The organism is Pantoea sp. SGAir0418, assembly GCF_043529865.1.
Map to the genome: position 1 here is coordinate 2627116 of NZ_CP027911.1, position 12935 is coordinate 2640050.

Annotated in this window: 15 protein-coding genes; 7 read left to right on the top strand and 8 right to left on the bottom strand. The window is 59.0% G+C overall.

Annotated features, from left to right (window positions below):
* The first annotated feature begins 69 nt into the window (after window positions 1-69).
* Entirely contained in the window at window positions 70-1071 is a 1002-nt protein-coding gene (gene ltaE, locus C1N84_RS12200; protein WP_059008976.1) for a low-specificity L-threonine aldolase, read from the top strand.
* A 15-nt stretch (window positions 1072-1086) separates the two neighbouring features.
* On the opposite strand, the gene C1N84_RS12205 is transcribed toward ltaE, so the two are convergent.
* Both C1N84_RS12205 and C1N84_RS12210 read right to left on the bottom strand, forming a co-directional pair.
* Complete coding sequence (locus C1N84_RS12205; protein WP_264441472.1) at window positions 1087-1911, bottom strand: N-acetylmuramoyl-L-alanine amidase; 825 nt, start codon at window positions 1909-1911, stop codon at window positions 1087-1089.
* The gene (locus tag C1N84_RS12210) at window positions 1911-2231 is read right to left on the bottom strand and encodes a heavy metal-binding domain-containing protein (RefSeq protein WP_058757780.1); all 321 of its coding nucleotides are present in this window, start codon (window positions 2229-2231) and stop codon (window positions 1911-1913) included. The genes C1N84_RS12205 and C1N84_RS12210 overlap by 1 nt, the downstream gene beginning before the upstream one ends.
* 108 nt (window positions 2232-2339) lie before the next feature.
* Here C1N84_RS12210 and C1N84_RS12215 point away from each other — a divergent pair, with 108 nt between their 5' ends.
* The 6 genes from C1N84_RS12215 (at window position 2340) to C1N84_RS12240 (ending at window position 6872) form a co-directional block, all read left to right on the top strand.
* The gene (locus C1N84_RS12215; protein WP_021508370.1) at window positions 2340-2879 is read left to right on the top strand and encodes a lipoprotein; all 540 of its coding nucleotides are present in this window, start codon (window positions 2340-2342) and stop codon (window positions 2877-2879) included.
* Window positions 2880-3118: 239 nt separating this feature from the next.
* Window positions 3119-3847 carry an arginine ABC transporter ATP-binding protein ArtP gene (gene artP, locus C1N84_RS12220; protein WP_058775358.1) on the top strand — a complete coding sequence of 243 codons (729 nt, stop codon included), beginning with the start codon at window positions 3119-3121 and terminating at the stop codon, window positions 3845-3847.
* Between the two features lie 15 nt (window positions 3848-3862).
* The gene (gene artJ, locus C1N84_RS12225; RefSeq protein WP_021508372.1) at window positions 3863-4594 is read left to right on the top strand and encodes an arginine ABC transporter substrate-binding protein; all 732 of its coding nucleotides are present in this window, start codon (window positions 3863-3865) and stop codon (window positions 4592-4594) included.
* A gap of 6 nt (window positions 4595-4600) precedes the next feature.
* Entirely contained in the window at window positions 4601-5314 is a 714-nt protein-coding gene (gene artQ, locus C1N84_RS12230) for an arginine ABC transporter permease ArtQ (RefSeq protein ID WP_264441473.1), read from the top strand.
* Window positions 5315-5317: 3 nt separating this feature from the next.
* A complete protein-coding gene (artM, locus tag C1N84_RS12235) occupies window positions 5318-5986 on the top strand; it encodes an arginine ABC transporter permease ArtM (RefSeq protein WP_104092760.1) in 669 nt (222 codons plus the stop codon).
* Window positions 5987-6140: 154 nt separating this feature from the next.
* Window positions 6141-6872, top strand: a complete 732-nt coding sequence (locus C1N84_RS12240; RefSeq protein ID WP_058757783.1) for an arginine ABC transporter substrate-binding protein — start codon at window positions 6141-6143, stop codon at window positions 6870-6872.
* Between the two features lie 63 nt (window positions 6873-6935).
* Here C1N84_RS12240 and rlmC read toward each other — a convergent pair whose 3' ends face one another.
* The 6 genes from rlmC to potF all read right to left on the bottom strand — a co-directional run bounded on the left by rlmC (window position 6936) and on the right by potF (window position 12822).
* Complete coding sequence (gene rlmC / locus C1N84_RS12245) at window positions 6936-8072, bottom strand: 23S rRNA (uracil(747)-C(5))-methyltransferase RlmC (RefSeq protein ID WP_141496501.1); 1137 nt, start codon at window positions 8070-8072, stop codon at window positions 6936-6938.
* A 48-nt stretch (window positions 8073-8120) separates the two neighbouring features.
* Window positions 8121-8585, bottom strand: a complete 465-nt coding sequence (locus C1N84_RS12250) for a YbjO family protein (RefSeq protein ID WP_021508377.1) — start codon at window positions 8583-8585, stop codon at window positions 8121-8123.
* A gap of 66 nt (window positions 8586-8651) precedes the next feature.
* Window positions 8652-9497 carry a putrescine ABC transporter permease PotI gene (gene potI, locus C1N84_RS12255; RefSeq protein ID WP_058757786.1) on the bottom strand — a complete coding sequence of 282 codons (846 nt, stop codon included), beginning with the start codon at window positions 9495-9497 and terminating at the stop codon, window positions 8652-8654.
* A complete protein-coding gene (gene potH / locus C1N84_RS12260; RefSeq protein ID WP_021508379.1) occupies window positions 9494-10450 on the bottom strand; it encodes a putrescine ABC transporter permease PotH in 957 nt (318 codons plus the stop codon). The genes potI and potH overlap by 4 nt, the downstream gene beginning before the upstream one ends.
* A gap of 9 nt (window positions 10451-10459) precedes the next feature.
* Window positions 10460-11593 (bottom strand): putrescine ABC transporter ATP-binding subunit PotG, encoded by a 1134-nt coding sequence (gene potG / locus C1N84_RS12265; RefSeq protein ID WP_021508380.1) that lies wholly within the window; start codon window positions 11591-11593, stop codon window positions 10460-10462.
* A gap of 119 nt (window positions 11594-11712) precedes the next feature.
* Window positions 11713-12822, bottom strand: a complete 1110-nt coding sequence (gene potF, locus C1N84_RS12270; protein WP_021508381.1) for a spermidine/putrescine ABC transporter substrate-binding protein PotF — start codon at window positions 12820-12822, stop codon at window positions 11713-11715.
* Between the last annotated feature and the right edge of the window lie 113 nt (window positions 12823-12935).

Sequence of the window (12935 nt, forward strand, 5' to 3'; positions counted from 1 at the left end):
AACGAAGAGACTTGCCGGATTAATCATCATGCGGGCGCTTAGCCCGCTTTTTTATGTCAGGAGAGCAACGTGATCGATTTACGCAGTGATACCGTGACCCGCCCGAGTGCCGCGATGCTGGATGCGATGATGGCGGCCGAAACCGGCGATGATGTCTATCGCGATGATCCCACCGTCAATGCGCTGGAGGCTGAAGCGGCGCGCCTGAGCGGTAAAGCGGCTGCGCTGTTCTTCCCTACCGGCACCCAGGCCAACCTGGTGGCGCTGCTGTGCCACTGCCAGCGCGGCGATGAGTACATCGTCGGCCAGCAGGCGCATAACTACAAATATGAGGCTGGCGGTGCCGCGGTGCTCGGCAGCATCCAGCCGCAGCCGATCCTCGCGGCTGCCGACGGCACGCTGCCGCTGCACGACGTGGCGGCCGCCATCAAGCCGGACGACATGCATTTTGCCCGCACCCGCCTGCTGAGCCTGGAAAATACCCATCACGGCAAAGTGCTGCCGCTGAGCTACCTTGAACAGGCGTGGCAATTTACCCGCGAGCGCCAGCTGGCGCTGCACATTGACGGCGCGCGCATCTTTAATGCCGTGGTGGCGCAGGGTGTGCAGCTGATCGATATCGCCCGCTACTGCGATAGCCTGACCATCTGCCTGTCGAAAGGACTGGGTACACCGGTCGGCTCCCTGCTGTGTGGTGATGAAGCTTATATCGAGCAGGCGCGGCGCTGGCGCAAAATGACCGGCGGCGGCATGCGCCAGGCCGGCATTCTGGCGGCTGCCGGTCTCTACGCGCTGCAGCACAACGTGGCGCGTCTGCAGGAGGATCATGACAACGCCGCATGGCTCGGCGCGCAGCTCAGCGCTCTTGGTGTGGAAGTGGTGAGCCAGCACACTAACATGCTGTTCGTGAAAGTGCCGGCGGAGCAGGTCGCACCGCTACAGCGCTGGATGCAGGCGGGCGACGTGCTGCTCAGCGTAGGTCCGCAGACCCGCATCGTCACCCATCTGGATGTCAGCCGCCAGCAATTACAGCAGCTGGTGGCGCGCTGGCAGGCCTTTCTCCAGCCGTAACGCCGCTACGCGCGGCTACTGTGCCGCGCCGTATTTCGCCAGCAGCGCACGGGCGATGGCCAGCGTCTCGGCATCGGCTTCGCCACGGTAATCACGCGGGCGGAAATGCATCTGAAACGCCGCAATCAGGTTGCGCTGCATCTGCGGCGTTGGCGCAGCGGCAACGTCATAACCATAGCGCTGCAGCGCAGTCAGTAGCGCTGCATACTCCACCGGCGCATCCGGCGGCTGGTTAGCCAGATAGCGCTGCACCGTGGCGGCATCCGGCCACGCTCCCAGCCCCTGCCGGGCCAGCTGTTGCCACGGAAACAGCGGACCGGGATCCTGCTTGCGCTGCGGCGCGATATCACTGTGCCCGACAATATTTTCCGGACTGATGCCGTAACGCTGGCTGATATCGCGCACCAGCGCGGTCAGGGCCGTGATTTGCGCGGCGGTGAACGGCTGCCACTGCCGGCCGGTCAGCGTGCGGCGATAGCCGTCATTGACGATTTCGATGCCAATTGAGGTGTCATTAATGCGCGTTGCGCCGCGCCAGAAGCTCGGTCCGGCATGCCACGCCAGCTGGTTTTCAGGCACCAGCTGCCAGATCACCCCGGTGCCGTTTTTCTGCGGCGGCTGCTGCGGAATCAGATAGTGTGCGCTGACGTTGCGGTCCGTCAGGGTCGCCAGCGACGAGGGAAAGTCCTCCGCCGTGTAGTGGATTACCACCACTTTGATGCGTGGTCTTGCCCCCTGCGCCGGATGCGCGCTATCGACCCAATAGCCGTTGCGCGCTTCCAGCGTCGACTGGCAGGCGCTGAGCAGCAGCGCCATCGCCAGCAGTAACACCGCGCGCATTAGCGCACGATCACCGCAGTACCGGTAACGCTCACCATCAGCATGCTGCTGTCTTTGCCCACGGTTTCGTAGTCAATATCAATGCCAACCACTGCATTGGCGCCCAGCGCTTTCGCCTGTTCTTCCAGCTCTTCAAAGGCGATCTGCCGCGCTTTGCGCAGCTCTTTCTCATAGGCACCGGAGCGGCCGCCGACGATATCGCGGATGCCGGCAAAGAAGTCGCGGAAAATGTTGGCACCGAGAATCGCTTCGCCGGTCACAACGCCGCAATATTCAGTGATGCTGTGCCCTTCCAGGGTTGGCGTAGTCGAAAATTTCATCGTTCTCTCCTGTGGTGATTCATGAGGCGATAGCTCGTACGGCGTAAAAGCACGGCTATACTCTATGCTAAAAATGGCGCTTTGCCAGTGAACAATAAGGAAATCGAGATGAGAAACAAAGCCTTTGCGCTGCTTGTTCCCGCTGCATTGCTGCTGAGTGCCTGCACCACCGTTGAGCCGGTGATCAAGGACAACGGGCCGCGTACCGCCCCCTGCGTTGACGGCGGTCCGGACAGCGTGGCGCAGCAGTTCTACGATTTACGTGTCAGCCAGCCAACTCAGGGATTGCCGGACAGCACCACGCTGGCAAAATATCGCCCATACCTGAGCGACAACCTGTATCAGAAACTGCTGCATGCCAGCAGCCAGAGCAACCCACCGGCAGCGTGGCGCCAGGGCGATCTGTTCTCCAGCCTGGCACAGGGACCCACCGCCGCTGACGTGGCCAGCGCCTCCAGCATTCCTAACCGCGACGCGCGTAACATCCCGCTGCGCGTGACGCTGAGCCGCGGCGATAAAAGCTGGCGCGATGAAGTGCTGATGATCCACGAAGGCACCTGCTGGGTGGTGGATGATGTGCGCTACGTCGGCGACTGGCCACACGCCGGTGGCGGCTCGCTCAGCCAGCTGCTGGAAGAGAAAAAATAGTCGCGCATTTTTTCCGCACTCAGCCGCAACCATTAGCGCGCCGCACCATTGCGGCGCCGCTAAGCTTCCGCGCAACAGCCGACGCTTACCCGTCAGCCCCTTTCCCCGCTGCCCTGCCCGATTTTGTGCTACGCTTTTGCTGTTTAATTGCTCTTTAATAAATTTTAACCCACCTCAATTGCATAACTATTCTGGTGACGTTAAGATTTGCGACACTAATTGCTATTCATTTTTTGCGCATGAGTATTCAACTAAACGCCATCAACTGTTTTTACGGTGCCCATCAGGCGCTGTTCGATATCAACCTGGCCTGCCCGCAGGGCGAAACGCTGGTGTTGCTCGGCCCGAGTGGCGCGGGTAAAAGTTCACTCCTGCGCGTACTCAACCTGCTGGAGCTGCCGCGTTCCGGTAGCCTGCAGATTGCCGGCAACCACTTCGATTTCAGCCAGACGCCGTCCGACAACGCGATTCGCGAACTGCGCCAGAATGTCGGCATGGTGTTCCAGCAGTACAACCTGTGGCCGCACCTCAGCGTGATGCAGAACCTGATTGAAGCACCCTGTCGTGTGCTCGGGCTCAGCAAAGATGCGGCGCGCGCGCGCGCCGATAAACTACTGGAACGCCTGCGTCTGACGCCGTACGCCGATCGTTTTCCCCTGCACCTTTCCGGTGGCCAGCAGCAGCGCGTGGCAATTGCGCGCGCGCTGATGATGGAGCCGCAGGTGTTGCTGTTTGATGAACCGACCGCGGCGCTCGACCCGGAAATCACCGCACAGATCGTCAGCATCATTCGTGAGCTGGCGCAGACGCAGATCACCCAGGTGATTGTGACCCACGAAGTCGAGGTGGCGCGCAAAACCGCCAGCCGCGTGGTCTACATGGAGAACGGTCGCATCATTGAACAGGGCGATGCCAGCCACTTTACACAGCCGCAAACCGACGCGTTTGCTCATTATCTTTCGCACTAAGTCAGGATGCTTCTAATGAAAAAAGTTGTACTTGCTGCACTGCTTGCCAGCCTGAGCCTGAGCGCTTCTGCCGCGCAGACCCTGCGTTTCGCGACCGAGGCGTCTTATCCGCCGTTTGAATTTGTCGACTCCGACAACAAAATCCAGGGCTTTGACGTCGATCTGGCCAATGCGCTGTGCAAAGAGATCGATGCGACCTGCACCTTTACTAACCAGGCCTTCGACAGCCTGATCCCCAGCCTGAAATTCCGCCGTTTTGACGCGGTGATGGCCGGCATGGATATCACGCCAGAGCGTGAAAAGCAGGTGCTGTTCACCAAACCTTACTACGACAACTCTGCGACCTTCATCGCGCAGAAAGGCAAGCTGGCGGACGTTGCGGCGCTGAAAGGCAAGCGTGTGGGCGTGCAGAACGGCACCACGCACCAGAAATATCTCTCTGACAAGCACAGCGACATCACCATCGTGCCTTACGACAGCTACCAGAATGCGGTGCTCGACCTGAAGAATGGCCGTATTGATGCAGTGTTCGGGGATACCGCCGTGGTTAACGAGTGGCTGAAGCAGAACGCCAACCTCGCCGCGCTGGGTGAGAAAGTGACCGACAAAGCCTACTTCGGCACCGGCCTCGGCATCGCCGTGCGTCAGGGCAACAGCGAACTGCAGCAGAAGTTCAACGGCGCGCTGGATAAGATCAAAGCCGACGGCACCTACAAAACCATCTACAACAAATGGTTTCAGCAGTAATTTCTGATGAATGAAATGATTCCACTCGCAAGCGCCGCCGGCATGACCGTCGGCCTTGCCGTTTGTGCCCTGATCGCCGGCCTCGCGCTGGCGATGATTTTTGCTGGCTGGGAATCGCTGCGCTGGAAACCGCTGGCGTGGATCGGTACCGGGCTGGTGACGCTGATTCGCGGCCTGCCGGAAATTCTGGTGGTGCTGTTTATCTATTTCGGTGCCTCGCAGCTGCTGCTGACGCTGTCGGACGGCTTCCAGCTCAATCTGGGCCTGTTCACCTTGCCGGTGCAGATGCAGATTGAGAACTTTGATGTCAGCCCGTTCCTGTGCGGCGTGATTGCGCTGGCGATGCTCTATTCGGCTTACGCTTCTCAAACGCTGCGCGGTGCGCTGAAAGCGGTGCCGTCCGGCCAGTGGGAATCAGGCCAGGCGCTGGGCATGAAAAAGTCAGCGATTTTCTTCCGGCTGATTATGCAGCAGATGTGGCGCCATGCGCTGCCCGGACTCGGCAATCAGTGGCTGGTGCTGCTCAAGGATACGGCGCTGGTGTCGCTGATTAGCGTCAACGATCTCATGCTGCAGACCAAAAGCATTGCGACGCGCACCCAGGAGCCGTTTACCTGGTATCTGGTGGCTGCCGCGATCTATTTAGTGATTACGCTATTCAGTCAGGCGGTGCTGCGCCGTATTGAATCACGTACCACGCGTTTCGAGCGGGGGGCCTGACGCATGCTGGCGTATTTACCTGAGCTACTGAAAGGCCTGCATACCAGCCTGACGCTGACGGCCGCCTCGCTGGTCGCCGCGCTGCTGCTGGCGCTGCTGTGCACCATTGTGCTGGCGCTGAAGCTGCCGCTGCTCAACTGGCTGGTCAAAGGCTATATCACCCTGTTTACCGGCACGCCGCTGCTGGTGCAGATTTTCCTCATCTATTACGGTCCCGGCCAGTTCCCCAGCATTCAGAACGTGCCGTGGCTCTGGCATTTACTGTCGCAGCCGTGGCTGTGTGCCATGCTGGCGCTGTCGCTTAATAGCGCAGCCTACACCACACAGCTGTTCTACGGCGCGGTGCGCGCCATACCGGCCGGGCAGTGGCACTCCTGCGCCGCGCTGGGCATGCGCCGCCGCGATACGCTGCGTATTCTGCTGCCGTACGCGTTTAAGCGCGCCCTCTCCTCTTACTCCAACGAAGTGGTGCTGGTGTTCAAGAGTACTTCGCTGGCCTATACCATTACGCTGATGGAAGTGATGGGCCACGGCCAGCTGCTGTATGGCCGCACCTATGACGTCACCGTATATGCTGCCGCCGGTCTGATTTATCTGGTGGTTAACGGCCTGCTGACGCTGCTGATGCGCCTGGTCGAGAAGCGCGCGCTGGCGTTTGAGCGCCGCAACTGATCGTCTGACGCGGTGCGAAGGAAAGCGCCGCGCCCTTCCTCACTGTATTTGATCATAGCGAAATAAATTTTTAATCATATTTATTGCATACAAATGCATTAACTGGCATCGTGTAAATCGTTTCGCCTCTGGCATGGTTTACAGGAGCCTTATAATGAAAAAATGGATTGTTGCGGCAGTGATGGCAACGCTGGCAATGAATGCTTATGCGGCAGAGAAAATTCGCTTTGCTGCCTCAGCCACCTATCCCCCGTTCGAATCACTCGATCAGAATAACCAGATTGTCGGTTTTGATATCGACCTCGCTAAAGCGCTGTGTCAGCAGATGCAGGCCGAGTGCACTTTCACCAACAATGCCTTTGATAGCCTGATTCCTTCGCTGAAATTCCGTCGCTATGACGCGGTCATTTCCGGCATGGATATCACCGCCGAGCGCAGTAAGCAGGTCGATTTTACCCAGCCCTACTACGCCAATTCGGCAATCGTCATCGCCCATAAAGGTGAATATAGCGACTTTAGCCAGCTGAAAGGCAAACGCATCGGCGTGGAAAACGGCACCACCCATCAAAAATACCTGCTGGAGAAGCATCCGGAAGTAATCGCGGTGGCCTACGATAGCTACCAGAACGCGATCCTCGACCTGAAAAATGGCCGGCTCAACGGCGTATTTGGTGACAGCGCAGTCGTCAATCAGTGGCTGAAGGCCAATGCGGATTTGAGCACGGTCGGCGAGCACATTACCGACAGCGACTACTTCGGCACCGGGCTCGGCATTGCGGTGCGCAAGGGCAACAGCGCGCTGCTGCAACAGCTGAATGGCGCGCTGGCGGCGCTGAAAGCCAACGGTCGCTGGCAGCAGATCAATCAGAAGTGGTTCCCGGAATAAGCATTATGGAGTTGCGTGGCGCCGGGCCTGCCAGGTTCTGCACGTCCTCAGCGCAGCCGGGCGCTACGCGATTCCACCCTTACGACGCAGTAACGTCAGCACCTCGAAATGTGCGGTGTGCGGGAACATATCGAACAGCTGAACGCGGCTGATGTCATAGTCGGCCAGGCGCGCAATGTCCTGCGCCATGCTGGCGGGATTGCAGCTGGAATACAGGATGTAGTCCGGTGCCATGCGGCTCAGCCAGGCGCACAGTTCAGCACCAATACCGCGACGTGGCGGATTGACCAGCACCAGCTGCGGCACGCTCGTATGCCCGGTGGCAAACTGCGTGGAATCCAGCGCGGCAAAACTCACCTGCTCTAACCCCAGCTGTTGCGCCGACTGCTGCGCGCAGGCGATGGCTTCCGCACTGATTTCAATGCCGGTCAGCTGCATCTGCGGCGTGGCGCAGTGCAGGCCAAAGCCGCCAACGCCACAGAACAAATCCCACATGCTGTGCACCGGCAGTTCCGCCACCCAGTCGCGTGCCGTTGCGTACAGCGCAGCCGCCACCTGCGGGTTAGTCTGGAAGAAACTTTGCGGACGGATATACAGCGGCACGCCGTTGAAGCGTTCCGGCAGCGCCTGCTCAGGCGTCAGCGCCATCTCCTCCTCGCCCTCCAGTATCGCCATGTGCACCGGCTGAATATTGGCGGAGATCACCTGCAGCTGCGGCAGCTGCTGTTGCAGCCACGGCAGCGCGGCGCGCAGCTGCGCCAGTTTGCTGTGCGAGCGCAGGACAAAACGCAGCATCATGCCGCCCTGGGTACTCTCCGTCAGCAGCAAAAACTTCAGCTCGCCGCGTTTGCGCGCCACGTTGTACGGCGTCAGACCGGCACGGGCGATAAAGGGTTTCAGCACGTCGAATACCGCCGCGAAGCTGGCGGGATAGAGCGGACAGGCGCAGAGATCCACCGGCTCGCCGTCACGCGCCACCATGCCGAACAGCGGTTTTTCCACGCTGCCGCTCACCACCATCTTGGCTTTATTGCGAAACCCCTGCTGCGCCGAGGTAACCGGCGGCCGCCAGTCGGCGACCGGCATGCCGTCCAGCAGCTGCGTCAACTGCGTCTGCTTGTCGCTCAGCTGTTGCGGATAGGGTTTTTCCAGCCACTGACATGAACGACAGCGACCGGCCTGATAAAGCGCGCAATGCATGGAAAGGCCTGTATTGAGAATCGGGAGCAAAAACGGGGGCCGATTGTATCACCGGCTGCGGAAAAATGCGCGGCTGCTGGCCGGCACAAACAGCAGCAGCAGCACCAGCACATCCGGCAGTTTCTGCAGCAGCGTGTGGTGAATAATCTGCGCGTTATTCTCGCCTGGAATGCTGAAAATCTCCGGATAGATCCAGCCCACCGACGCCATCAGCATGTACAGCAGCACCACGATCTGCGTGGCCACATAGCCCCAGCGCCCGGCATTACTGCCGCGCATCAGGGTAAAGGCACAGCGCAGTTCAAACAGGAAAATTAGCTGGCTGGCGATAAAAATCAGCGTGGAATCCCACGCCTGCGCGCTGCGGTGCACAAAATTGGCGATTTCGTCATAGCCCAGCTCATTGGCCAGCATCAGCACGCTGATACAGCGCGTGGCGATAATGGCGCTGCCGGCAATGGTCACCGGCACGGGCGTGGAGGTTAACACCAGGTTTTTCAACGTTTCCGACATTGCGCGCGCTCCATAAGAAAAGGCTGACAGAGTCAGCCTTGCTTATATTGGCAAATGTTGCGTCACTCAGCCACGTTTTGCTTTCTGAATATCGCGCAATCGCTGTTTTTCTTCGTGCGCCATAAAGCGCCAGGCGATAAAGCCGACCAGCCCGACCACAAACAGAATCAGTGAGGCCAGCGCGTTGATCTCCGGATTGACGCCGCGCCGCACCGTGGCAAAGATCGCCATCGGCAGCGTGGTAGCGCCCGGCCCGGTGACGAAGCTGGCGATCACCAGGTCGTCCAGCGACAGAGTAAACGCCAGCAGCCAGCCGGTAATGATTGCCGGGGCAATCATCGGCACGGTAATCACGAAGAACACCTTCAGCGGCGTGGCGCCGAGGTCCATCGCCGCTTCTTCAATTGAGCGATCCAGCTCGCGCAGCCGCGAGTTGATCACCACCGCCACGTAGGCGGTACAGAACGTGACGTGCGCCAGCCAGATGGTCAGCATGCCGCGATCGCCCGGCCAGCCAAAGGTGTTACCCATCGCCACGAACAGCAGCAGCAGTGACAAACCGGTGATCACGTCGGGCATCACCAGCGGCGCGGTGAGCATGAAAGCAAAGCCGCTGTGGCCGCGAAAACGCCCGAAGCGCACGATAATCACCGCCGCCATGGTGCCGAGCACCACTGCCATGGTGGCCGACAGCGCCGCGATGGTCAGGCTCAGGCCAACCGCATCCAGCATCGCATCATCCTGGAACAGCACGCGATACCAGTGAAACGAGAAGCTCTCCCATACCGTCACCAGCTGCGAGCTGTTGAAGGAGTAAACCACCAGCAGCAGCATCGGCGCGTACAGGAACAGGAAGCACAGCGCCAGAATCGCGGTGCGCCACGGAGAGCGGATTACCGGTAGCTGATTCATCCCTTCTCCCCCATTTCACGGTTTTGATGTTTGTGGAACCAGACGATAGGCAGAATCAGGATCAGCAGGATGATCACCGCCAGCGCCGAGGCCACCGGCCAGTCGCGGTTGTTGAAGAACTCCTGCCACAAAATGCGCCCAATCATGATGCTGTCCGGTCCGCCGAGCAGTTCCGGGATCACGTACTCGCCCACCGCCGGGATAAATACCAGCATTGAGCCAGCAATAATGCCGCCTTTGGTCAGCGGCACGATGACGCTGAAGAAGGTTTTCAGCGGCCGCGCGCCGAGGTCGAGCGACGCTTCCACCAGCGAATAATCAATGCGCGTCAGCGCGGTGTAGATCGGCAGCACCATAAACGGCAGGTAGCAGTAAACGATACCGATATACACTGCCGTGTTGGTGTACAGGATGATCAGCGGATGGTCGATCACGCCAAGCCACATCAGGAAGCGGTTGAGGATCCCGTTGTTGTTCAGCAGTCCCATCCACGCATAGACGCGTACCAGGAACGAGGTCCACGACGGCAGGATCACCAGCAGCAGCAGGATGGTGCGCATGGAGGGCTTGCTGTGCGCCACCGCCCACGCCAGCGGATAACCGATCAGCAGACAGATCACCGTTGAGATCGCCGCCACCTTCAGCGAGGTGAGATAAGCTTCGGCGTACAGCGGATCGTCCGTCAGCGTCAGGTAGTTGCCCAGATTGAGCACCAGGTTGAGCTGGTCGTCCGCCCAGGTCACCAAATCGGTGTACGGCGGAATGGCGCGCGCAATATCGGCGAAACTGATCTTCAGCACGATGAGGAACGGCAGCATAAACAGCAGGATTAGCCACAGATAAGGCAGCGCGATCACCAGCTTGCGACCGTGCTGCATTTTCATGCGCGTGCCCCAGCGCTGCAGCGGTGTGCCCGCTACCTCCGGCTCGCTGCGTTGAGAAATCTGGCTCATAGCGCCTCCTTAAACCGTCAGGACCACACAGCTGTCGGCATCCCAGCACAGGCGCACTTCATCGCCCCAGGTGGGCGCGCCTTTCCGGTAGCGATGCGCATTCTGCAGCTGGGCGCTGATCATCTGGCCGCTGCGCAGCCGTACGTGGTAAATCGACAGATCGCCGAGATAGGCGATGTGCACCACTTCGCCGACGGCAAAGTTGCAGCCGTCGGCCGGCACCTCGTCGCACAGCATGACTTTTTCCGGCCGCAGCGCCACGTGCACCGGCACGTTGTCCACAATCGACACATCAGTCTGCACCTTGAGCGGATGCATCAGTCCCGGACTGTCGATCACCACGCCCTCGTCGCGGCGTTCGCGCAACAGGCCATCAAACACATTCACCGAGCCAATGAATTCGGCGCTGTAGCGGCTGGTCGGGTGCTCGTAAATCTCTTCCGGCTCGCCGATCTGCACAAATTTACCGCGGTTCATGATGGCGATGCGGCCCGCCATGGTCATGGCTTCTTCCTGATCGTGGGTCACCATCACGCAGGTAGCGCCTACGCGCTCCAGAATATCCACCACTTCGTGCTGCATGCGGTCGCGCAGTTTTTTATCCAGCGCGCCCATCGGTTCGTCGAGCAGCAGCAGCTTGGGACGTTTCGCCAGACTCCGCGCCAGCGCCACGCGCTGACGCTGGCCGCCAGAAAGCTGGTGCGGCTTACGTTTGGCGTACTCTTCCATATGCACCAGCGCCAGCATCTCTGCCACGCGGCTGCTGATTTCGCCTTTCGGCAGTTTGTCCTGCTTCAGGCCAAAAGCGATGTTCTGTTCCACCGTCATGTGCGGAAACAGCGCGTACGACTGGAACATCATATTAATGGGCCGCTGATACGGCGGCACATGGGACAGATCCTGACCATCCAGCACAATCTGGCCGCTGCTGGGAATTTCAAAGCCGGCCAGCATCCGCAGCAGCGTGGACTTGCCACAGCCGGAAGCGCCCAGCAGTGCGAAAATTTCGCCTTTGTAAATGGTCAGGCTGACATCATCCACGGCGTGCTGGCCGTCAAACGATTTCGTCAGGTTGCGGATTTCCAGCAGCGGCGTTAACGCCTTAGCCGTTTTATTTTGGGGGCGGGGAATCGCGTCGTTCACTCACATGTCTCCGGCGCTAAGCGGGATAGCGCGGCACAGCCAGCCGCTAAATGACACAACAGAGGCCAGCACCGCGCCTCTGTTGTCGTTTACCGATAAGGGAATCCGTTCAGAACGAATTACTTACCACTTTTTACTTTAGTCCATGCACGGGTACGCGCACGATCCAGTTTCGGATCCTGGACCTTGAGCACAAACAGTTTGGCCATCGCTTCCGGCGTCGGGAAGATACCCGGATTGTTGCGCACATCCGCATTGATCAGCGGCAGCGACGCTTTGTTACCGTTGGCGTAGTTCATCTTGTTGGAGACGTCGGCGATCACTTTCGGATCCATGATGTAGTTCAGCCACTGATAAGCCGCATCCAGGTTTTTCGCGTCTTTTGGAATGGCCATCATGTCGAAGAACGCCAGCGCGCCCTCTTTCGGTACGCTGTAACCGAGATGGACACCGTTGTTGGCTTTCACCGCGCGATCTTTCGCCTGCAGAATATCGCCAGACCAGCCGATGGCGACGCAGATGTTGCCGTTGGCGAGGTCATTGATGTACTGCGAAGAGTGGAAGTAGCGGATATTCGGCCGCAGCTTCAGCAGCAGATCGGTCGCCGCGCCGGTGTAATCTTTCGCGTCAGAGCTGTTTGGATCTTTGCCGAGGTAGTTCAGCACGGTGGCAAAAATCTCTTCTGGCGCATCGAGGAACGAAACGCCGCAGCTCTTCAGTTTTTCCAGGTTCTCCGGCTTCAGCACCAGATCCCAGCTGTTCACCGGCGCATCGGCGCCCAGTGCCGCTTTGACTTTATCGATGTTATAGCCAATACCGGTGGTGCCCCACAGGTAAGGAATGGCGTATTTGTTACCCGGATCGTGCTGGGCCACTTTCGCCATCAGATCGGGATCGAGGTTTTTATAGTTAGGCAGCTTGCTCTTATCCAGCTCCTGGAACACACCAGACTGCAGCTGACGCGCGAGGAAGCTCGACGACGGTACCACCACGTCATAGCCGGTGCTGCCGGCCATCAGTTTGCCTTCCAGCACTTCGTTGGAGTCAAACACGTCGTAGACCACTTTGATGCCGGTCTGCTTTTCAAAATTGGGCACGGTGTCGGCCGAAATATAATCGGACCAGTTATAAACGTGCAGCGTTTTATCCTCTGCCTGAGCGCCCACGGCCGCAGCCATCAGCACACCTGCAACCACACCTGGCAACCATTTTTTTGACTGGTTGATCATGTTTTTCTTCCTCCTGAGCGGGTCATCACAACGCTGCATACACGCGATCCGGTCGTTGCGTTGTCTGTTAAATTACAGCCACACAATGAATCAATATTCAGCGGGAGTTTAAT

Bases quoted from the DNA above. Each gene is read 5' to 3' on its own strand.
- C1N84_RS12215 (WP_021508370.1), top strand. From the start codon at position 2,340: ATGAGAAACAAAGCCTTTGCGCTGCTTGTTCCCGCTGCATTGCTGCTG.
- artJ (WP_021508372.1), top strand. From the start codon at position 3,863: ATGAAAAAAGTTGTACTTGCTGCACTGCTTGCCAGCCTGAGCCTGAGC.
- C1N84_RS12250 (WP_021508377.1), bottom strand. From the start codon at position 8,585: ATGTCGGAAACGTTGAAAAACCTGGTGTTAACCTCCACGCCCGTGCCG.
- potF (WP_021508381.1), bottom strand. From the start codon at position 12,822: ATGATCAACCAGTCAAAAAAATGGTTGCCAGGTGTGGTTGCAGGTGTG.
- potH (WP_021508379.1), bottom strand. From the start codon at position 10,450: ATGAGCCAGATTTCTCAACGCAGCGAGCCGGAGGTAGCGGGCACACCG.
- artP (WP_058775358.1), top strand. From the start codon at position 3,119: ATGAGTATTCAACTAAACGCCATCAACTGTTTTTACGGTGCCCATCAG.
- artM (WP_104092760.1), top strand. From the start codon at position 5,318: ATGCTGGCGTATTTACCTGAGCTACTGAAAGGCCTGCATACCAGCCTG.
- potI (WP_058757786.1), bottom strand. From the start codon at position 9,497: ATGAATCAGCTACCGGTAATCCGCTCTCCGTGGCGCACCGCGATTCTG.
- C1N84_RS12210 (WP_058757780.1), bottom strand. From the start codon at position 2,231: ATGAAATTTTCGACTACGCCAACCCTGGAAGGGCACAGCATCACTGAA.
- C1N84_RS12205 (WP_264441472.1), bottom strand. From the start codon at position 1,911: ATGCGCGCGGTGTTACTGCTGGCGATGGCGCTGCTGCTCAGCGCCTGC.
- artQ (WP_264441473.1), top strand. From the start codon at position 4,601: ATGAATGAAATGATTCCACTCGCAAGCGCCGCCGGCATGACCGTCGGC.
- rlmC (WP_141496501.1), bottom strand. From the start codon at position 8,072: ATGCATTGCGCGCTTTATCAGGCCGGTCGCTGTCGTTCATGTCAGTGG.
- C1N84_RS12240 (WP_058757783.1), top strand. From the start codon at position 6,141: ATGAAAAAATGGATTGTTGCGGCAGTGATGGCAACGCTGGCAATGAAT.